Raw genomic sequence first — 19,006 nt, forward strand, 5'->3', positions numbered from 1 at the left:
TGCCGATGGAACGAGCACGGCCGGGGCCGTGGTGGTCTCGCCTTACCTGTTCGGCGCCTATGGCGGCGTCAAGCTCTACCAGCCGACGGCGCTGGAGAGCGGCTTTTCGCGCGGCGCGGCCTATGGCCTCGGCCTGCGGCTGGCGGCGGCCGAACAGACGAGCTTCAACAGCATGAACGTCAACCTCGAATATGGCCGCGTCGAGCGCTTCGGCGACGGCTCCAACGACAATCGATTTACAGTTGCTGCTGCATTCCAGTTCTGAGACGACGACGTGGCCCACTACCCGCATCCGCATGATGCTCCCCAGCAGGATCCTGCTATCGGCGCAGCCGACCTCGATGGAGCGAGCCATGCTGCGGACCTGGTGCAGTCATTTCAGAATGTCTCTCAAGTATATGCGAACTTGCGACCACAAGGATATTTTTGATCATGATTCCATTCCATTACTCTTCGCTGGCTGGTGCCTTGTTTGCCGTCGGCATGCTGGCGGCCCAGTCGGTAAGCGCGGCCTCCCTTCCAGGCGGCGCCAGTTCGCTCGTCGAGACCTATGACGACTGGGGCGTGGTCTGCCAGATACAGAACAATGCGCCGGCCTGTGTCGTCCGGCAGGTCCAGACAAACAACCAGACCAATCAGGCCGTGCTGACGGCCGCGATCGGCAAGGCGGCCGATGGCAAGTTCCAGGGCGTGCTGCTTCTGCCGCTCGGGCTCGCACTTGCGCCGGGCGCGCAGCTGAAGGTCGACGACAACTCCATCGGCTCACCGCTCCCGTTTTCGACTTGCGTGCCGCAAGGCTGCCTGGTGCCGCTGGTTTTGGAAGCTGACACGATCACCAAGCTCAGAGCTGGCAAGGCGCTCAATGTCACCGTTTCGGCAATAAATCCCTCGAAGCCGGTGACGTTCGCAGTCTCCCTTAAGGGCTTTTCCGGCGCCCTCAACCGTGTTGCGGAACTGACCAAGTAGTTGTGACCATCCACATGCCCTCTTCCCTCGCCACGCGGGCGCCCAGACGAGCATCCCGCATTTCCGCGATCTATCCACTGCCTGTCCTGCATCGCCAAAGCGTCAGGCTCAACGAAAGAATGACCATGACCGATCAAGCCACCACTGACAGAACGACCCGCCTGCCGGGTGGAGCCGATGCATTGCGCGAGGTTCATGGTGACTGGCTCGTCCTTGGTGCGGTCCAGGCCAACGAGACGTCGACGCAGAAATCCTGCGTGATCGTCCAGGAGCAGATCCACAACGACACACGCCAACGGCTGCTGTTGATCGAACTGCGTCCCGATGCGGGGCGGGTGACGGGCACCTTGGTGCTGCCATTCGGGCTCCTGTTCCAGAAGGGCGTTGTCCTGCAGGTGGACGAGGGCAGCCGGGCTCCCGCCATCCCCTTCCGCACGGCATTGCCGGCCGGCTGCTTCGTCGATCTTGATATCGATGCACTGCGCCTTTCATTGTTGAAATCAGGCAAGACGCTGCAGATCCATGCGATCGCTGCCGACACCGGACAGATCGTCACTTTCCCGGTTTCCCTCAACGGTTTTGCAAGCGCCCTTGCACGGGCCGAAGCGATTGTCCGGTAACTGGATACGTCTGCAAGGAGCGGCCTATAATTGCCGGCGAAGCATGACAAAGTGCGCTGCGAGGCGCAGCTCGTCGGCAACTTGAGCCAAGCGGTCTTCGCTAGTCGTGTGTTGTCTTGAAATAGCGCTCCAGAAACCGGCTATAGCTACCCATCAGCGCACTGAAGGTGAAATAGACGGCGGCCGCGAAGAGATAGCTTTCGAGCACCGCAATGCCCTGCCATGCGGGATCACGCATGGCCGACCGCACGGTATCGAGGAAGTCGAGAAGGCCGACGATGGTCACAAGCGTCGTGTCCTGAAAGAAGCCGATGAACAGGCCGACCAGCGGAGGGATGACTTTCTTCATGGCTTGTGGAAGCACGATCTTGAACATCACCAGCCAGTAATGCAGGCCAAGCGCCGACCCCGCTTCGATCTGACCCCTCGGTATATCCTGCAGGCCGCCGCGCACGATTTCGGCGATATAGGCGGCGGCGAAGATAATGATGGCAACTTGCGCCCGAACCAGTTTGTCGATGGTGACGCCTTCAGGCATGAAGAGCGGCAGCATCACCGTGGCCATGAACAGGATGCTGATCAGCGGAACGCCACGTACGATCTCGATGAAGCTGACCGCGAGGATGCGGATGATCGGGAGTTCGGATACGCGGGAAAGAGCCAGGAAGATTCCGAGAGGCAGCGCGCAGGCAAGTCCGACGAACGAGAGCAGGAACGAGAGCGGAAGGCCACCCCATTGGCTTGTTGGCACCGGCACCAGCCCGAAAACGCCGCCAGCCATGAGGATATATAGCGCTGGTATCAGCGCCAGGCACCAAGCGCCAAACAATGCTCGCCCCCATAGCCATGGTAGCATCGACACCAGCGCGCCGCCGAGGAACAAGGACAATGCCAAAAGCGGCCGCCACTGTTCTTCGAAGGGGTAGAAGCCGAAAAGCATGTAGCGTAGTTTCGCCGCAAGAAACGGCCAGCACGCGCCCGAACCGCTTTTACAATCGGCCGGTGTTCCCGCGAATGTGGCCTTTACAAGTAGCCAATCGACCGCCAGTTTTGCCAGCACGAGTAGGGCGCCGACGCAGACAAGCGTGATCAAGGTGTTGCCGGGTGTTCCGAACCATGTCCGCATCCAGTTGGCCTGGCTTTTGGGCGGCCGTTGCGGTGCAATCGCGGTCAAAGGGAGATCAACATCAGTCATTGTCAGCGATCCTTCAACGCGATGCGGGTATTGTACCAGTTCATGAAGAGCGAAATGGTGATGGAAAGGCCGAGATAGACCGCCATGAACAGCGCTATGGTTTCCATGGCCTGCCCCGTTTGGTTCATGATTGTGTTCGACACCATGACGAGATCGGGGTAGCCGATAGCGATCGCAAGCGAGCTGTTCTTGAAGACCGTCAGATAAATGTTCGTCAGCGGTGGGATCATGATGCGTAGCGCCTGGGGCAGGATGATCAAGCGCAGCGCGTGGCCGCGTGAGAGACCCAGCGCCATGGAGGCTTCCCATTGCCCCCTGCTGATGGCTTGAATGCCGGCACGCACGATCTCGGCTACGTTTGCCGACACGTTCAGCGCAAGACCGAAAAGAAGTGCTACGAATTCCGGCCGGATCTGAAGGCCGCCGCTCAAGCGGAAACGACCTTGCTGTGGGATATCCCAGCTCAGGCTGATGCCATATAGAAGCCAGACCAGAAAAAGCGGGGCAATAGCGGCTGCAAGTGCAATTATCCCGCCATAATTCGATCGACCGCGAGCAAGACGCCGACGCAACGCAATGCGATAAACGATGAAAGCTATCATCAAGCCGATGGCTATTGCGGCCAATGGAGCGGCAGAACCGCCGACGAAAGACATGCCGGGAATGGCAAGCCCGCTGTTGGAAAGATATATGTGCGGCGCAATTTCCAACGCTGCGCGTACGGGCGGCAGAACGTTGATGACCAGGGCATACCAGAATAGAAGATACAGCAGCAAAGGGACGTTGCGCAGGACCTCGATATAGACGAGCATCAGCCGCTGCAGCAAAGGGTTGCGCGACATTCGGCCGATGCCGACCAGCAGCCCGAGCAGGGTACCGAGGATTGCCGATAACAGCGATACTTTCACCGTATTCGCAATCCCGACCAGCAGTGCGCGCGCAACGGTATCGGTTGGCTCATAAGCGATCGCCGCTTCGCTGATCACGAAGCCTGCTTGTCTCGAGAGATAACCGAAACCCGTCGCGATATCCTGTTTTGCCAGATTGTGACCGGCTGTCGTAAACATCGACCAGGCGAGTGCGGCAACAAGCACGACGACCAGGCACTGATAGAATAGCGCGCGATACCGCACGTCATGAAACAAAGCCATGCGCTTTTCCGGTCAAATTTGAGAGCAGAGGATGTCCCGTGTTCGAAATACGAGCACGGGACGGGCTTCCTTAACGGAAGGGCGGGGCATAGAGCAGACCCCCGGCATTCCACGGCACATTCGGACCACGCGTCAGGCCGAGCCGGGTTTTTTCGCCAAGATTACGATTGAAGATTTCACCGTAATTGCCGACCGACTTGATGATGTTGTAGCCCCACTTCTTGTCCAGCTTGAGCATCGGCCCGAGTTCGTCCGTTGCCCCGAGCATACGCTGGATTTCCTGGTCGCTGGTTTTCAACTTTTCGTCGACGTTGGCCTGAGTGATGCCCTTTTCCTCAGCCGCCATCACCATCCATTCAGACCAGGATACGATGTCTCGCCAGTTTGAATCGTTCTGCCGAACCGCCGGAGCGAGCGGCTCCTTCGAAATCGTTTCGGGAAGAATGACGTAATCGTCCGGATTGTTGGCAACCGCACGGATCGAGGCCAGGTCAGAGCGGTCGGAGGAAATGGCTTCGCAACGGCCGCCGAAGAAGGCCGCGCGATTTTCGTCGGGGCTCTCGAAGACGACCATTTCGAACTTGGCGCCCTGGGCCGCGAAGAAATCGCTGAGGTTCTGAGCGGTGGTCGTTCCCGGCAGGGTGCAGATGGCCGCGTCCTTCAGTTCCCTGGCGCTGTTGATCCCCAGCGACTTCGGAACCATCAGGCCCTGACCGTCAAAGAAGACATAAGGACCGAAATCGAGACCGAGCGAGGCGTCACGAGAATAAGTCAGCGTCGTCTGACGGGACAGGATGTCGATCTCGCCGGATTGCAGGGCCTGGAAACGAGTGTTGATGTTGGTGGGAACGAAATCGACTTTTTCACCATCGCCAAACACTGCAGCGGCAACGGCGCGGCAGATATCGGCATCAAACCCTTCCATCCGCCCCTTGTCGTTCGGCGCTGCAAAGCCCGGATTGGCCAGCGATACGCCGCATACCAGTTTGCCGCGCTGTCTGACCGTGTCGAGCGTATCTGCCCGGGAAACAGTCGGCGCCAGCGCGCCAAGGGTGGTGAGCGCACATGCGACACCCGCCCATAAGATCCCACGTTTCATAAGATTCCTCCCATTTTTTAAGTTTGTGCAATTCCACGCTCCTCCGCATGGCTCCAGTTTGCACACAATGATTGTCTACAATGAAAGTGAATCCATAACAACATCACGTTTGAGGTTCGGCCTAATATTCTCGCTGAGATTGGATTGATAAGGCAATTTGCGTGCCATTTGCGCCAGATGCGGTAACCGGAGGGCGTGGAGAAGAAGTATGATCGCGTCTTATTGTGTACAATAATGCAGCCAGGAATCGCTTTCCGCTGGACGCTCCGTCGTGCATACCCGCCTGATGTCGACAAACAAGCCCGCCCAGCCGGGGAGCGCATGGCTCCGATACGGATAAATGGGTTTTTACGTATTCGTGTAGAGGATCTTAAGGAAATCATCGCTAATGGACCCCGGTGCCAACGATCCGCCGGTCTTGCTATGCGTATTGTCCTTTTCAAGGCCGTTTTGACCGGTCTCCTGTCTCTTATGGCCTCCTTGGCAATCTGCTTTAGTGTCGTTCCGCTTCTCGGCGGCCAGGTCGATGGCGCCGGCTTGGCGATGGCTATCCTTTGCCCGCTGGCAATCGCCATCCCCGCTTCGGCCGTTCATTTTCGTCATTCGGAGAAGCTGCGGCGGGCCGAGTCTATCGCTTCGAGCGCAGTCATGGAGCTTGCCAGGGCTTATGAAGAGCTGCGGCTGCAATCACGGCTGGATGGGCTGACAAACGTTCTCAACCGCCAGACTTTTCAAAGAGAGCTTGCCGGCGCAAGTAAAATGGGCATGTCCGGAGGGCTGCTGTTTCTCGACCTCGATCATTTCAAGTCGATCAACGACCGATATGGACATGCTACCGGTGATGAAGTCTTGCGGAAAGCCGGGCAGGTGTTGAACGCCCATTGCGGTTGCGGCGACATAGCTGGCCGATTGGGAGGCGAAGAGTTCGTGCTCTTCTTCGGGGATATGGCTGCCGAAGACATGTTTAAACGCTGCGAGGAGATCAGGCTCGCCATCGCGCGTTTGGACGTGCGCGCTCCTTCGGGCGCGATCGTGCGTGTTTCCGCAAGCATCGGCGCGGTCTATTGCGAGGCAGGTTTTGAGGCCGAAAGCTGCCTTGGCGCGGCGGACAGAAATCTCTACGCGGCGAAAGCAAGCGGCAGAAATACAGTCGCGTTCGCCGATTCCGATCTATGAAGGGTACGCCGCGGCGAAGGGCTTTCGGACTTCTCTCCATGCGACAATGGTAATGCTCTTGTCGATGAAGCGGCTCGATCGCGGATGCCCTGAAAAGGCGGTCGTCAAGGACAATCCATGATTGTCGTTGTGTGATTGGTTGCATTTCCGGTTATTCCTGGAATACAATCTCTGGCAGTTGCGCGCCGGGGATTCTAGCGAGGCATGATGAGTGGCATTCTGAAGCTAGTCGCGACTGGCGCCTTTATGATGATAGTTGCCAGCGGTGCGCTGAACAGATGGCCGCTCGATGCCGAGCGCCAGGCCGACGGTTTGCAGAAGCAAATGACCGATTGCGATCAAAACATTGATGTATTGATGCGATATCACAATGGCGAAGCGGAAGTGACCAAATGGGATCGCAATGTGGTCGAAGGCAAGGTGAAGGCCTGTTTGTCCGAGCTCAAGAACTACTTTTATGTGACCGTTGCGAGAACGAAGCTTAAGGCAAAGAGAGTTTCAAGCTTCTGATCGCGCGTCGGCGTCACATAGGGATGCGATCCGCGATGGTTGGCTGATCGAACGTCGTGACGTGGAAGAGCCTGGCGATCAGCCGCGGGAGGTGATCAAGTGCCGAACCTGTCACCAGATCCTGCCTTTTGATCGATCCCCCCGCTTCTTCTGGAGCGCTTCGCTCTCACGGTCTTGCACGGCGTTAGGCCGCGCTCACCCCTAACGGCATGGCGGTTTCGCTGCGTGTCAGAGCTTCGGCCGCTTCGACGATGGCGTGAGTGTCGATACCGAAATGGGCATAGAGATCGGCGATCGTGCCGGTCTGCCCGAAGTGCTCGACGCCGAGCGACACGGTTCTATGACCATGCACTGAGCCGAGCCAGCCAAGCGTTGCTGGATGGCCATCCGTAACGGTGATCAGGCTGGCAGCACGGGAAACGCTGCCGAGCAGCGCTTCGATATGGCTATGAGCACCAAAATGGCCGTGGCGACGGGCTCGCTGCGCCGCCGTCCAGCCGGCATTCAGCCGATCGGCCGACGTGACTGCCAATACTGCCACATCGCCGTATGCTTCTGCCATGCTTCCCGCCGCCATCAGCACTTCCGGCGCGATGCAGCCTTGATAGGCAAGGACGATGCGGGTGCGGGCGGAAGGCTTGCGCAGCCAGTAGGCGCCGTCGATCACGCCCTGCCGGAAGGCGGCGTCTTCGCGCCGCAACGCTATCTGCTCCAGCGGCCTCGTCGTCAGGCGCAGGTAGATGGAGCCGCCGGTTTCGTCCCGAAGCCAGGTGCGGGGGTCGTGTGTCGCATCGCCATCGCGCTGCATGTAGTCGAATGCCCAATCCATAATGACGGACAGCTCGTCGAGATAGGCTGGCTCGAAGCTCGCCAATCCGTCCTGGCTCATGCCGATGAGCTGCGACCCGATCGACTGGTGCGCGCCGCCCTCGGGCGCCAGCGTTACGCCGGAGGGCGTGCCGACGATCATGAAGCGTGCGTCCTGATAGCAGGCATAGTTCAGCGCATCGAGGCCGCGTGCCACGAAGGGGTCGTAGACGGTGCCGATCGGCAGCAGCCGTTCGCCAAACAGCGAATGCGAGAGGCCTGCGGCCCCGAGCAGCAGGAAGAGGTTCATCTCGGCAATGCCGAGCTCGATATGCTGGCCAGCCGGTCCGAATTCCCATTTCTGCGTCGACGGCACGCGCTCGTCGCGGAACGTATCGGCCAGCTGTTCGCGGGCGAAGAGGCCGCGGCGATTGACCCAGGGGCCGAGATTGGTTGACACGGTGACGTCGGGCGCCGTGGTGACGATACGTGCGGAAAGCGCGTCGTTGCGCTGCGCAAGTGCGTCAAGAATCTTGCCGAAGCCGGCCTGCGTCGACAATTCACGATCGTCGAGGAAGATCGGCCCGGCAGAGGGCAGCTTGGGCGCGCTGAAGCGCCGCTTGCCGTCGGCGAAGAAGGGGACGGTATTGAGGAAGTTGCGCACCGGCTCGGGCGAGCGGATCGCGCCGAATTTTTCCCATTCCTCTCCCGGCTTGACGCCGACGCGGGACTGGAAGGCTTCCATCTGAGCCTTGGTCATCAAGCCGGCATGGTTGTCCTTGTGGCCGGCAAGCGGTGTGCCCCAGCCCTTGATCGTATAGGCGAGGAAGACGGTCGGCCGGTCATGATCGATACTCTCAAAGGTGCGGGCCAGCGTCTCGACACAATGGCCGCCGAGATTGTTCATAAGGTCGGAAAGCTGCTCGTCGCTGCGGGCTGCGAGAAGTTCGGCAACGCCCGCTTCCATACCGATTTCGTCACTGAGCCGCTTGCGCCAGGCGCTGCCGCCCTGGAAGGTCAGCGCGGAATAGAGTTGGTTCGGGCAGCGGTCGATCCAGCCACGCAGCGCCTCGCCGCCGGGTTCCTTGAAGGCGGCCTGCTGAAGCGCGCCATATTTCAGCACCTTCACATCCCAGCCGAAGGCGGTGAAAATGCCTTCGATGCGCTGCCACAATCCCTCGCGCACCACGCCATCCAGGCTCTGGCGGTTATAATCGATCACCCACCATGTATTGCGCAGATCGTGTTTCCAGCCTTCCTGCAGGCATTCGTAGATGTTTCCCTCGTCCAGCTCGGCATCGCCGACCAGAGCGATCATCCGGCCCGCCGGGCGCCCCTTCGACCATGACTTGGCGGCGATATAATCCTGCACGATCGAGGCAAAAGCGGTGATTGCGACACCGAGGCCGACGGAGCCGGTGGAGAAGTCGACGTCGTCGATGTCCTTCGTGCGGCTCGGATAGGATTGCGCGCCGCCGAAGCCGCGGAAATTCTGCAGCTTCTCCTGCGTCTGGTTGCCCATCAGATACTGGATGCCGTGGAAAACGGGCGAGGCGTGCGGCTTGACGGCGACGCGATCCTCCGGACGTAATACGTGGAAGTAGAGGGCCGTCATGATCGAGACGAGCGATGCCGACGAAGCCTGATGTCCCCCGACCTTCACCTCGCCTTTTTCGCGCAGATGATTGGCATTGTGGATCATCCAGCATGCGTGCCACAGAGCCTGCCGCTCCAAATCCTTCAGGCATTCCAGCTTCGCTGGCGTCAAGGACGCTCCACCCATCGTCGACTCTCTCCCATATTTCAGACTTTCCGAAATGCTACACCCGAATTCGAGGTTAAATTGGTCTCAGTTGACCGGCTTTAGAGAAAATGCGAAATTCTCTTTCGAAAAATCATCAGTTCGCGGTCAAATATGCCTACGCCAAAACCTTCCCTCGATACGGCCACTATTCGAATCCTCGATCTGTTGCAGCAGAATGCCGAAATGAGTATTTCCGAGCTGGCGGAAGCGACAGGCCTTTCGGCCTCGCCCTGCTGGCGACGTGTCAACGATCTGAAGGAGAGCGGCGTCATCAAAGGATCGGTGACGCTGGTCGATGCGCAATCCCTGGGGCTGGCGGTCAACGTCTTCGTGCAGGTGTCGCTAAAGCAGCAGGACCGAGAATCGCTCGACGTGTTCAACGCCGCCATCAAGACCAAACCCGAAATCGTCGAATGCTACCTGATGACTGGGGAAGCAGACTACATGCTGCGGGTGGTGGTCGAGGACCTCATGAAGTTCCAGGCGCTCGTGGTCGATTTCCTCACCCGCATTCCGGGTGTTGCCAATATCCGCTCCAGCTTCGCGCTCAGCCAGATCAAATATACAACGGCGCTGCCCACCGACCATCTTAAAGCAAAGCCATAGTGCTGAGCTCGCTCGGCACGGCGCATCCGGCTTGCCGGAGATCACATGCGGCGTGTTGAAGCCACCGGGAACTGCACCGGTCTTACTCTGGCAAACAGTAGCTGAGAATATTCGGACTATCGTGGCTCGCGGTCGATATCGCGTCGCAGCACCACGGCAGTCGTGATGTCCTCCACCGTCTCATGGCTGGCGATCAGGTCGCGAACCTGGTTGAGGTCGTTGATGGATGCTGCCTCCAGTTCGACAACGAGGTCGAGCTGACCGCTCACGGATGACACACGGCGTACCTCGGTATGACGCGCAAGCAGATCGAGTAGGCCAAGCGCCGGCGTGCGCTTGAGGCTGACGAGAAGGATCGCCCGGATGACGTTGGCGTCGATCTCGCCGATGTCGGCGCGATAGCCCCGGATCACACCGCTGCGCTCGAGATTGGTGACCCGCTCGCTTGTCGCGCTCCTCGACAGGCCGATCCTGCCGGCCAGTGCCTTCACCGCGATGCGTGCTTCCTTTGACAGGATTTCGAGTATTTCGCGATCTTTGGCGTCAAGGTCACGCATGGTCTTCTCACTTTGAGGCCGAACGTCTGTCGGTCCATTCCGACAGAGTGCCGGTTCGATCCGACAGGATACTTGCTCGATCCGGCAGGAAACTTGATGCCTGAAAACCGATTGCGTGCCAAGCTGTCGGAAAGAAAAATAGCTTGGAAAAACAACAACTATGACAGATCTCTCCCATCCGGCTCCTCAACTGTCCGCAGGCGATGCCGAGAAGCTCGCCAAGGAAATATTTGGCGTCACGGCCAAGGCCTCCCCGCTCGATAGCGAGCGGGACCGCAACTACCGACTGAAGACGGAAACCGACGCCGGCTGGATCCTGAAGATCGTCAATTCCAGCGAGCCGAAGATCGAAAGCGAATTCCAAACCGCTCTTCTGCACCATCTTGCCCGCGCCAATTCGGAACTTGTGGTTCCGCATCTGAAGCCGAGCCTCTCGGGCGATTTTCTGGCGTCCACGGTCGCTGTCAATGGAGAGACGCATGCCTTGCGGCTCGTCGGCTGGCTGGCGGGCACGCCGCTTGCGGAGGTCGGCAGAACGCTCGATCTGATGCGCAGCCTCGGCCGAGCGCTCGGCGAACTCGATCGGGCACTGCAAGGCTTCATTCATCCCGGCGCGCTGCGCGAGCTGGATTGGGATCTGCGCCATGCGGCGCGGGCGCGTTCACGGCTGCATTTCGTCCGCGACGCGGGGAAGCGGGCGATCCTCGAGCGCTTCATTGAGCGCTTCGAAACTCTCGTTGAACCCAAGCTCTCGGGGCTGCGGGCGCAGGTCATTCACAATGACGCCAACGACTGGAATGTTCTGGTTGATGAGCAGGACAATCAAAGAATTTCCGGTCTCATCGATTTCGGCGATGCCGTCCACACCGTCCTGATCGCCGAAGTCGCCATCGCCTGCGCCTATTCGATCCTGGATATGGAGGATCCGATCGGCGCGGCGGCGGCCCTGGCCTCCGGCTTCCACGAAAAATATCCTCTGCAGACTGAAGAGATCGACATTCTGTTCGACCTCATCGCCATGCGCCTGGTGACGAGCGTCACCTTCTCCGCTTCCCGCCACGATCAGACGGATGACAATCCATATCTTGCGATCAGCGAGGCGCCGGCTTGGCGTCTGCTCGAAAAGATGGATGCCATGAACCCGCGATTTGCTACGGCCATTCTGCGCAAGGCGTGCGGCTTCGATGCGGTTGATGGTGCCGGCGCAGTCCGCCGCTGGATTTCCGACAACCGCAAGAGCTTTGCCGATGTCGTCCGTCCTGCGGCTGCTACGATGAGCAAGGCGATCGTCCCTTACGGCGACGCGTCGCATGTCATGACCGTTGCCTCGGCCGAACAGCGTCCGCAGGAGGCGACCAAATGGTGGACGGATTTCTCCGAACAACACAAGATCGAACTCGGCGTGGGCTCGTGGGGCGAGAAAAGAACCGTCTACACCGATAAGGCCTTTGAATCACGTTTCATCGAGGGCCGGCGGCGCATCCATCATCTCGGCGTCGATCTCTTCATGGCCGCCGGAACGCCGCTCTACACGCCGCTGGCCGGGATCGTGAAAAGTGTCGAGATCGAACATGAGCCGCTCGGCTATGGCGGGCTTATCGCACTGGAGCATGCCCCCGAAGGCTGCCCTCCTTTCGTGACCCTCTGGGGCCATATGGCGCACGAGGCTCTCACCCGGCTGAAGCCCGGCCAGCGCCTGGAAGCCCGCGCGCTCGTAGGTTACATGGGCGATATCCATGAAAACGGTGGCTGGACTCCTCATCTGCATTTCCAGATCTCGACCGACGTCCAGCTGACGGCGACCGACATTCTCGGCGTTGGGGAAACTGCCTATCTCGATGTCTGGGCCGAACTCTTCCCCGACGCGTCGACGCTCGCCGGTATCCCGCCCGAAACATTTGGTCAGGATGGCCGAACGAGGGAAGAGCTGGTGGCCAAGCGCAAAGAGCTGCTGCTGCCCAATCTTTCGATTTCCTATTCCGAGCCGATCAAGTTCGTTCGCGGCGAAGGCGCCTGGCTGATCGACAATTACGGCAGGGCCTATCTGGACTGCTTCAACAATGTCTGCCATCTCGGACACGTGCATCCCGACGTCGTCGAGGCGCTTTCGCGCCAGGCCGGGCTGCTCAACACCAACACGCGCTATCTGCACGACAATATCGTTGAGTATGCCGAGCGCCTGACGGCGACTTTGCCGGATGGCCTGGCCGTGGCGTCCTTTGCCTGCTCGGGAAGCGAAGCGAACAGCCTGATGCTTCGCATGGCGCGCAACCACACCGGACGCAACGACGCGATCGTCGTTGATTGGGCCTATCACGGCACGACGCAGGAGCTAATCGACCTCAGTCCCTACAAGTACAAGCGCAAGGGCGGCAAAGGCCGTCCCGAGCATGTCTATGAGGCCGTTATTCCGGATAGCTATCATGCCTCGGAAGAGTGGCCCGTGGCCGAGCATGGCGAGCGCTTTGCCGAAAGCGTTGCCGAACAGATTGAAAGCATGCGCAGAAAGGGGCGGGCTCCCGCGTTCTTCCTGGCAGAATCGATCCCGAGCGTTGCCGGCCAGGTGTTCTTCCCGGATGGATATTTGAAGGAAGTCTATGCCATGGTGCGGGCGGCGGGCGGCCTCTGCCTTGCCGACGAAGTGCAGGTCGGCTTCGGTCGCGTCGGCAGTCACTGGTGGGCTTTCGAAACCCAGGGCGTGGTTCCGGACATCGTTTCCATGGGCAAGCCCATCGGCAACGGCCATCCGATGTCGGCGATCGTCACAACACGCGAGGTCGCAGACAGCTTCAACAACGGCATGGAATATTTCAACACCTTCGCCGGCAATCCGGTTTCCTGCGCCGTGGGACTGGCAGTCCTCCATGTGATCGAGCGGGACAAGTTGCGGGACAATGCCCTGAATGTCGGCAATTATCTCCTCGACGGTTTCCGCAAGATGCAGGATCGGTTCGACATCATCGGCGACGTTCGCGGCCTCGGTCTCTTCCTCGGGATCGAGCTGGTCACCGACCGCAAGACGAAGGCGCCCGCAACGGCTCTTGCCAGAAAGATCAACGATGGCGCCCGAGCGCGCGGCATCCTGATGGGAACCGAAGGACCGCACGACAACGTCCTGAAAATGCGCCCGCCCATGATCTTCAGCCGGGCAAATGCCGATCACCTGCTCGATGTTCTGAACGCGAGCTTCGAAGCAGCTCTCAGGTAGTTCCTGGAGCGCAGGCAGGCCGACTTGGAAGGCCGTATTCCCGTTCCAGCAATGGTCGGGAGTGCGGCCTTTTGCTTTTGAGCGGTTTCAGCGAGGGGTGTGGCACTTGCCGTTCCGGCCTACCCGCTTTGCTCATCGAAGCCAGCGCAATGCATCGGCCATCTCGCCCTTTTCTTCATTCGGTGGCCGATGGCATTGCGAAAGGCGCCTGGCGACATAATGCCGGCCGATTCCGGCAATGTGTCAGGTACGCTGACACCTTGCTTGGTGCTTGGCCGAAATGGCTATGCAAAACTCTGTTCGGTGAAGGTTGCTGGGAAACCGACAAAACCAAACAAAATACCAACAGAGGAAACCTGACGTGTTTAAACAAAAGCTTACGAAGCTGATAGCTGCCGCGACCGTTGCGATTGCCGCGACATTTTCCCTATCCCATGCTCACGCCGACGAGCTGACGAGCCTCAAGGACTCCGGCGAGTTGCGCGTTGCCATGAGCGGCCAATATCCGCCCTTCAGCTTCACGAACGATCAGAACCAGGTCGTCGGCTTCGACGCCTCGATCGGTGAAGCCATCGCCGAGCGTATGGGCCTCAAGACCAAAATCATCACGACGCCCTTCGATGGGATCATCGCCGGCCTCCTGGCGAAGAAGTACGATGCCGTTGTCGCGTCGATGACCATCACGCCGGAGCGCGAAAAGGCCGTCGACTTCGTCGGCCCTTACTATCATGCCGGCAGAGCGATCGTGGTGAAGGCGGATTCCTCCATCCAGAAGCTCGAAGACCTCAATGGCAAGACCGTGGGCGTGACGCTCGGAGACGCGCATGAGAAATGGGCAAGAGCCCAGGGCAATCTAACGGTGCGCTCCTACAAGGGCCTTCCCGAAATGCTCGTCGATCTCGAGGCCGGACGCATCAACGCTCTCGTGATGGATAGTGTTCCGGTCATGGTAGCCGTCAAGGAAACCGGACAGAAGATTCGCATTCTCGATACCCCGAATATCGAAGGCGGACGTGTCGCTCTCGGCATTGCGATCCGGAAGAACAATCCGGAACTCAAGGCAAAGATGCAGAAGGTTCTCGAGGACATGCTCGCTGACGGCGCTTATGAAAAGATCTCGATGAAATGGATCGGTAGCGATATTCGCTAACTGGCATTTCGGTATGGGCCGGCTAAGTCTCCGGCCCATTCACTATGACTTTTCGGAGCGTTTCTATGGATTTGGCGCTAATGCAGCGCGTCCTCCCATTTTTTCTGGAGGCCGCGTGGGTGACATTGAGTATTTCCGTCCTTGCGATTCTGCTTGGCTTCTGCATCGCAGTCGTCCTGGTGGCGGGCCGGCTGTCGGGTTTCTTCGTCGCCCGATGTCTTTCCCGAGCCTATGTCAGCGTGTTTCGGGGCACGCCTTGCCTCGTACAGCTGTTCGTCCTTTATTTCGGCGGCCCGCAAATCGGGCTCGAGCTTGAGCCATATTCGGCCGGGGTCATTGGCCTTGCCCTCAACATCGGCGCCTATATGGCCGAATCCATTCGCGGCGCCATCGTCAATGTCGACCGCGGACAGGCCGAGGCTGCGCGTTCGATCGGCTTTGGGCGCGGCCAGACCCTGTGGCTGGTGACCCTGCCGCAGGCGGCGCGTCTGATGATCAGGCCGCTTGGCGTGAATGCCGTTGCCTTGATCAAGGGATCGGCCCTGGTGTCGACCATATCGGTTATCGAGCTCACTTATACCGCTCAGCGCTTCATCAGCTCGACCTACAAGCCCTTCGAAATCTTCGCTGTATCCGCCGCGCTTTACATCGTGATGGTCTACGCGGTTCGGTTCTTCATTGACCGCCTTGATCTGCATTTCGCGCCAAGGTGAGGATGCCCATATGCAAAATCTCGATTTCAGCGTAGTCACGCCCTACTTCGGCCTCCTGACGACCGGCCTCTGGTGGACGATCGTCATGTTCCTCAGCTCGAGTGTCGTGAGCCTCGCGCTCGGCATAGCCTTCGCGCTCATTGTCCTCTATGCGCCGCAGATAGCGGCCTTTCCGATACGGTTCCTCACCTGGCTTTTCATGGGGACGCCGCTCCTGCTGCAATTGTATTTGATCTATTACGGACTCGTGCAGATCGGCATCGATATTCCGGCAGTTGGAGCAGGCATTATTGGCCTCAGCCTGCATTTCGCCGTCTACAACGCCGATGTCTTCCGCGCCGGTATCCTTTCGGTCGATCCCGGACAGATGGAAGGCGCGCGCTCGATCGGCCTCAACCGTGGCCAGGCCCAGCGTTACATCATCGTGCCGCAGGCGCTCCGCAAGACGATCGCACCGATCGGAAACAATCTGATCGTGCTGCTCAAGGATACCTCGCTCGTTTCCATCATCGGCATTGCCGAGCTCGTCTATAGCGCTCAGCTCGCCATCAGCGAGACCTATACGCCTTTCGAATTTTATCTAACCGTTGCAGGCATTTACTACATGGCAAACCTCGTCCTCGAAGCCGGACTGCAATTTCTTGAAAACAAGGTGGAGATGTCACGATGAGCGCCGCTAAGCCCATGGTCGAAGTCAAGGGTGCCCGCAAGGCCTATGGGGCGCTCGAAGTGCTCAAAGGGATCGATCTTTCCGTCTCCCGCGGGCAGATCATCGCGATTATCGGCCCGAGCGGCTCGGGCAAGAGCACGCTTTTGCGGTCGATCAATCATCTGGAAGTGCTGAACGGTGGAGAAGTCTGGCTCGATGGCGAGCTGGTCAATCGCGCGCTGAAGGGAAATGCGTTTGAACGGCACATCAATGCCGTGCGCCAGCAGATGGGCATGGTGTTTCAGCATTTCAATCTGTTTCCGCACCTGACCGTCCTTCAAAACATCACGCTCGGCCCCATCAAGCTCAAGGGTCTGACGAAGCAGGCTGCCCGCGAACTGGCGGTGGAGCTCCTGTCCAAGGTGGGGTTGGCCGACAAGGTCGATGCCTATCCGTCGCGGCTATCCGGCGGCCAGAAGCAACGTGTCGCGATTGCGCGCGCGCTGGCCATGCAGCCAAAGGTGATGCTCTTCGACGAGGCGACATCAGCACTGGATCCTGAGCTGGTCGACGAGGTTAATGCCGTCATGAAGCAGCTCGCCGCAGAGCACATGACGATGTTGATCGTCACCCACGAGATGCGGTTTGCCGGCGAAGTGGCCGATCGAATCGTCTTCATGGATGGCGGTGTCGTCGTGGAGGAGGGGGCGCCGCAGCAGATTTTGCAAAATCCGACCCATGATCGAACCCGTTCGTTCTTGAAGAAGCATCTTCACGATCGATAGGGTGGGCTCGGCCCGGTGGGCCTAGTAATGCGTTTATGACATCCGTGTCAGCATTCGTGACGACGTCCTATCTTTTCGGGTCGTCGGCGCGCTATATCCTTTCCCTCCAGATTGACGGGAGAGGATATGAAGAGAATCGTCTTGTTTTCCGGCGGCAGCGCGTGTCGTTCGATCAACATCGCTCTGTGCCGGAACGGGGCCGAGGTCACGCGCATCGTACCTGCCTGGGACAGCGGCGGAAGCTCCAAGATTATCCGCGAGCGGCTGGGCATTCTCTCTGTCGGCGACATCAGGCAGGCTTTGATGACGATGGCTCATGGGGAGGGATGTGCCGGCGATGTCGTGAAGATCTGCAATGCGCGGCTTTCGGCCAATCTCGGTCTCGAGGGCGCCTGGAACGAATTCCTGTTTTACGCCAAGGGCGGTCATCCGCTGCTCGAGAGAATGGAGCCGGGGCTACGCGGCGCGATCCTGAACTACCTCAACACATTCGCTTCCGCGGTTGGCGAGGATTTCGATTTCAGACACGGCAGTATCGGGAATTTCATTTTGACCGGCGCATGCCTTGCCCACAACGGCGATGTCAACACGGCGATTTTCGTGTTTAGAAAGCTGTGTGGCATCAATGGGAATGTCTGGCCATCCTCCATCGACAGCGATCTTGTGCTGTCCGCGACGTTGACGGATGGCAGAATGGTGATGCCGCAGGACGCGATCACGACCATGTCCGAGCAGGATGCCAGGATCGGGATCGCCAAACTCGACCTTGATCGCGCGAGTGGTGAGCGACCGATGGCCAACTCCGCCGTTCTCGACGCGATAGCCCGGGCAGATCTCATAGCCTTCGGGCCGGGCAGTGTTTACACCAGCGTTATTCCGCATCTTCTGGTGGACGGCGTCGTCGCTGCTGTCGAGCAGGTCAACTGTCCCAAGGTCCTTATCGGCAACATTCTGCAATGCCGCGAGACGATCGGGCTGACATTGGCTGATGTGCTATCGGCTTTTGATCTCCAGTGGCGCCAACGCGGTGGATCTTCGGACTTGTTTTCTCACATTCTGGCGAACCGGGTGCTTTTTCCCTTCGAAAAGACGGTTGGCAGATTCCCGTACCTGACGGACGGATTGTCGGACACGGCTCGATATGCGCTTATCCGGGATGAGTTCGAGGACGCCTGGAGCCGTGGTCAGCATGACGGCGAAGCGATAACCTCCAGCCTGCTGAAGATCGCTTCGGCCGGGAATGGGCTTGGTCGGGCGTAAGGCGAGAGGAGGCGGCTCATTCCATGGGCTTGCTCCGGATGCTTCGCGCTACCAGTAACATGCCTGCGCCCGACGCTGCCGCGACGGCGGGAAAATCAGCGATCTCTAAAATAAAGGCGACGGCTGATCGTCAGGCCCCGCTTCCATCGGTCTTGTGCTCGGCCGGAGCCGGACCGGCGGTGTCGCGGAGTATGAAGCGCGCGCCGAGAACAACCTTCATATCCTGCGGGCTGTCGCGGTGCTCGATCGCATCGCAAAGAAGCTTCAATGCATGTCTGCCGACCTCCTGGCCCGCTATCTCGTGATGAGCTTCGGCATATTCCTTGTCCGGCAATACGCCCTCTCATCGATCCCCGACGAATTGCTGGAAGCCGCGCGTGTGGATGGCGCCGGCGAATGGTGGATTTTCTTTCGCATTGTGTTGCCGCTGATGCGCGGTCCGATCGGGACGCTGACCGTCCTGCCTTCTTCCAGGCCTGGACCACCTTTGCCTGGCCCATGGTCATCAACATGGCGCGTGGCAAATGCGTACTTGAGGTGGGGCTGGCCCTGTTCCAGACCGGCTTCATCGTCGATCTCGGCCGCCTCAGTGCCGCTGCCGCTCTGTCGCTCATTCCGAGTGTCATCTTCTTCGGTGCGATGCGGCGCAATTTCGTCAAAGGTGTCGCGACGAGCGGCATGAAGGAATAGGCTGGGCGAGACTTCGATTCCCCACTTTTCCAAACAGCATATGCACTGAAGAAAGGGACA

At 59.1% G+C, this 19,006-nt stretch carries 18 protein-coding genes and 2 pseudogenes; 14 read left to right on the forward strand and 6 right to left on the reverse strand.

The window, feature by feature from the left end; translation table 11 throughout:
- The 3 genes and pseudogenes from QD409_RS27750 to QD409_RS27760 all read left to right on the forward strand — a co-directional run.
- A pseudogene (locus QD409_RS27750) lies at window positions 1–265 on the forward strand (ShlB/FhaC/HecB family hemolysin secretion/activation protein); the annotation flags it as partial.
- A 167-nt stretch (window positions 266–432) separates the two neighbouring features.
- Window positions 433–966, forward strand: coding sequence for an invasion associated locus B family protein (locus tag QD409_RS27755; RefSeq protein ID WP_430764182.1), 534 nt, complete (start codon window positions 433–435; stop codon window positions 964–966).
- A 125-nt stretch (window positions 967–1,091) separates the two neighbouring features.
- A complete protein-coding gene (locus QD409_RS27760; RefSeq protein ID WP_159432150.1) occupies window positions 1,092–1,586 on the forward strand; it encodes an invasion associated locus B family protein in 495 nt (164 codons plus the stop codon).
- A gap of 100 nt (window positions 1,587–1,686) precedes the next feature.
- Here the strand turns inward: QD409_RS27760 and QD409_RS27765 are convergent, their stop codons facing one another.
- The 3 genes from QD409_RS27765 to QD409_RS27775 all read right to left on the reverse strand — a co-directional run bounded on the left by QD409_RS27765 (window position 1,687) and on the right by QD409_RS27775 (window position 5,031).
- Window positions 1,687–2,781 (reverse strand): amino acid ABC transporter permease, encoded by a 1,095-nt coding sequence (locus tag QD409_RS27765; RefSeq protein ID WP_430764183.1) that lies wholly within the window; start codon window positions 2,779–2,781, stop codon window positions 1,687–1,689.
- Window positions 2,782–2,783: 2 nt separating this feature from the next.
- Window positions 2,784–3,932 (reverse strand): amino acid ABC transporter permease, encoded by a 1,149-nt coding sequence (locus tag QD409_RS27770; protein WP_092846103.1) that lies wholly within the window; start codon window positions 3,930–3,932, stop codon window positions 2,784–2,786.
- Between the two features lie 70 nt (window positions 3,933–4,002).
- Window positions 4,003–5,031 (reverse strand): amino acid ABC transporter substrate-binding protein, encoded by a 1,029-nt coding sequence (locus QD409_RS27775; protein WP_092846101.1) that lies wholly within the window; start codon window positions 5,029–5,031, stop codon window positions 4,003–4,005.
- 195 nt (window positions 5,032–5,226) lie between these two features.
- Here QD409_RS27775 and QD409_RS27780 point away from each other — a divergent pair, with 195 nt between their 5' ends.
- Window positions 5,227–6,207, forward strand: a complete 981-nt coding sequence (locus QD409_RS27780; protein WP_430764184.1) for a GGDEF domain-containing protein — start codon at window positions 5,227–5,229, stop codon at window positions 6,205–6,207.
- A gap of 207 nt (window positions 6,208–6,414) precedes the next feature.
- Window positions 6,415–6,717 carry a hypothetical protein gene (locus QD409_RS27785; RefSeq protein WP_430764185.1) on the forward strand — a complete coding sequence of 101 codons (303 nt, stop codon included), beginning with the start codon at window positions 6,415–6,417 and terminating at the stop codon, window positions 6,715–6,717.
- A gap of 184 nt (window positions 6,718–6,901) precedes the next feature.
- On the opposite strand, the gene QD409_RS27790 is transcribed toward QD409_RS27785, so the two are convergent.
- Window positions 6,902–9,307: a transketolase-like TK C-terminal-containing protein gene (locus QD409_RS27790; RefSeq protein WP_430764186.1), complete on the reverse strand. Its 2,406-nt coding sequence runs from the start codon at window positions 9,305–9,307 to the stop codon at window positions 6,902–6,904.
- Window positions 9,308–9,439: 132 nt separating this feature from the next.
- Between QD409_RS27790 and QD409_RS27795 the strand changes: the two genes are divergently transcribed.
- Window positions 9,440–9,934: an Lrp/AsnC family transcriptional regulator gene (locus tag QD409_RS27795; protein WP_430764187.1), complete on the forward strand. Its 495-nt coding sequence runs from the start codon at window positions 9,440–9,442 to the stop codon at window positions 9,932–9,934.
- A 116-nt stretch (window positions 9,935–10,050) separates the two neighbouring features.
- Here the strand turns inward: QD409_RS27795 and QD409_RS27800 are convergent, their stop codons facing one another.
- A complete protein-coding gene (locus QD409_RS27800) occupies window positions 10,051–10,491 on the reverse strand; it encodes an Lrp/AsnC family transcriptional regulator (RefSeq protein ID WP_092846091.1) in 441 nt (146 codons plus the stop codon).
- A 160-nt stretch (window positions 10,492–10,651) separates the two neighbouring features.
- On the opposite strand from QD409_RS27800, the gene QD409_RS27805 reads away from it, so the two are divergent.
- The 6 genes from QD409_RS27805 to QD409_RS27830 all read left to right on the forward strand — a co-directional run bounded on the left by QD409_RS27805 (window position 10,652) and on the right by QD409_RS27830 (window position 18,256).
- A complete protein-coding gene (locus QD409_RS27805) occupies window positions 10,652–13,699 on the forward strand; it encodes an aminotransferase class III-fold pyridoxal phosphate-dependent enzyme (RefSeq protein ID WP_430764188.1) in 3,048 nt (1,015 codons plus the stop codon).
- 361 nt (window positions 13,700–14,060) lie between these two features.
- A complete protein-coding gene (locus QD409_RS27810) occupies window positions 14,061–14,849 on the forward strand; it encodes an ABC transporter substrate-binding protein (RefSeq protein WP_430764189.1) in 789 nt (262 codons plus the stop codon).
- A 65-nt stretch (window positions 14,850–14,914) separates the two neighbouring features.
- Window positions 14,915–15,562 (forward strand): amino acid ABC transporter permease, encoded by a 648-nt coding sequence (locus QD409_RS27815; protein ID WP_092846085.1) that lies wholly within the window; start codon window positions 14,915–14,917, stop codon window positions 15,560–15,562.
- Between the two features lie 10 nt (window positions 15,563–15,572).
- The gene (locus tag QD409_RS27820; RefSeq protein WP_430764190.1) at window positions 15,573–16,232 is read left to right on the forward strand and encodes an amino acid ABC transporter permease; all 660 of its coding nucleotides are present in this window, start codon (window positions 15,573–15,575) and stop codon (window positions 16,230–16,232) included.
- The gene (locus QD409_RS27825) at window positions 16,229–16,996 is read left to right on the forward strand and encodes an amino acid ABC transporter ATP-binding protein (protein ID WP_092846081.1); all 768 of its coding nucleotides are present in this window, start codon (window positions 16,229–16,231) and stop codon (window positions 16,994–16,996) included. The genes QD409_RS27820 and QD409_RS27825 overlap by 4 nt, the downstream gene beginning before the upstream one ends.
- A 126-nt stretch (window positions 16,997–17,122) precedes the next feature.
- A complete protein-coding gene (locus tag QD409_RS27830; RefSeq protein ID WP_092846079.1) occupies window positions 17,123–18,256 on the forward strand; it encodes a gluconeogenesis factor YvcK family protein in 1,134 nt (377 codons plus the stop codon).
- A gap of 130 nt (window positions 18,257–18,386) precedes the next feature.
- On the opposite strand, the gene QD409_RS27835 is transcribed toward QD409_RS27830, so the two are convergent.
- Window positions 18,387–18,590, reverse strand: a complete 204-nt coding sequence (locus tag QD409_RS27835; protein WP_430764211.1) for a hypothetical protein — start codon at window positions 18,588–18,590, stop codon at window positions 18,387–18,389.
- Here QD409_RS27835 and QD409_RS27840 point away from each other — a divergent pair.
- Window positions 18,561–18,656: pseudogene (locus tag QD409_RS27840) on the forward strand (carbohydrate ABC transporter permease); the annotation flags it as partial. The gene QD409_RS27835 and the pseudogene QD409_RS27840 sit on opposite strands and share 30 nt — an antisense overlap.
- Window positions 18,653–18,946: a hypothetical protein gene (locus QD409_RS27845; protein WP_430764212.1), complete on the forward strand. Its 294-nt coding sequence runs from the start codon at window positions 18,653–18,655 to the stop codon at window positions 18,944–18,946. The pseudogene QD409_RS27840 and the gene QD409_RS27845, both read left to right, overlap by 4 nt.
- Window positions 18,947–19,006 lie beyond the last annotated feature (60 nt).

Origin of the sequence: Rhizobium sp. BR 315 (assembly GCF_050577975.1) — a bacterium.
Classification (GTDB): Bacteria; Pseudomonadota; Alphaproteobacteria; order Rhizobiales; family Rhizobiaceae; genus Rhizobium; species Rhizobium miluonense.

Coding starts and splice junctions, on each gene's coding strand:
- QD409_RS27790 (WP_430764186.1), bottom strand. CDS start 9,307: ATGGGTGGAGCGTCCTTGACGCCAGCGAAGCTGGAATGCCTGAAGGAT.
- QD409_RS27825 (WP_092846081.1), top strand. CDS start 16,229: ATGAGCGCCGCTAAGCCCATGGTCGAAGTCAAGGGTGCCCGCAAGGCC.
- QD409_RS27815 (WP_092846085.1), top strand. CDS start 14,915: ATGGATTTGGCGCTAATGCAGCGCGTCCTCCCATTTTTTCTGGAGGCC.
- QD409_RS27785 (WP_430764185.1), top strand. CDS start 6,415: ATGAGTGGCATTCTGAAGCTAGTCGCGACTGGCGCCTTTATGATGATA.
- QD409_RS27755 (WP_430764182.1), top strand. CDS start 433: ATGATTCCATTCCATTACTCTTCGCTGGCTGGTGCCTTGTTTGCCGTC.
- QD409_RS27800 (WP_092846091.1), bottom strand. CDS start 10,491: ATGCGTGACCTTGACGCCAAAGATCGCGAAATACTCGAAATCCTGTCA.
- QD409_RS27775 (WP_092846101.1), bottom strand. CDS start 5,031: ATGAAACGTGGGATCTTATGGGCGGGTGTCGCATGTGCGCTCACCACC.
- QD409_RS27830 (WP_092846079.1), top strand. CDS start 17,123: ATGAAGAGAATCGTCTTGTTTTCCGGCGGCAGCGCGTGTCGTTCGATC.
- QD409_RS27845 (WP_430764212.1), top strand. CDS start 18,653: ATGGTGGATTTTCTTTCGCATTGTGTTGCCGCTGATGCGCGGTCCGAT.
- QD409_RS27760 (WP_159432150.1), top strand. CDS start 1,092: ATGACCGATCAAGCCACCACTGACAGAACGACCCGCCTGCCGGGTGGA.
- QD409_RS27770 (WP_092846103.1), bottom strand. CDS start 3,932: ATGGCTTTGTTTCATGACGTGCGGTATCGCGCGCTATTCTATCAGTGC.
- QD409_RS27795 (WP_430764187.1), top strand. CDS start 9,440: ATGCCTACGCCAAAACCTTCCCTCGATACGGCCACTATTCGAATCCTC.
- QD409_RS27805 (WP_430764188.1), top strand. CDS start 10,652: ATGACAGATCTCTCCCATCCGGCTCCTCAACTGTCCGCAGGCGATGCC.
- QD409_RS27820 (WP_430764190.1), top strand. CDS start 15,573: ATGCAAAATCTCGATTTCAGCGTAGTCACGCCCTACTTCGGCCTCCTG.
- QD409_RS27765 (WP_430764183.1), bottom strand. CDS start 2,781: ATGACTGATGTTGATCTCCCTTTGACCGCGATTGCACCGCAACGGCCG.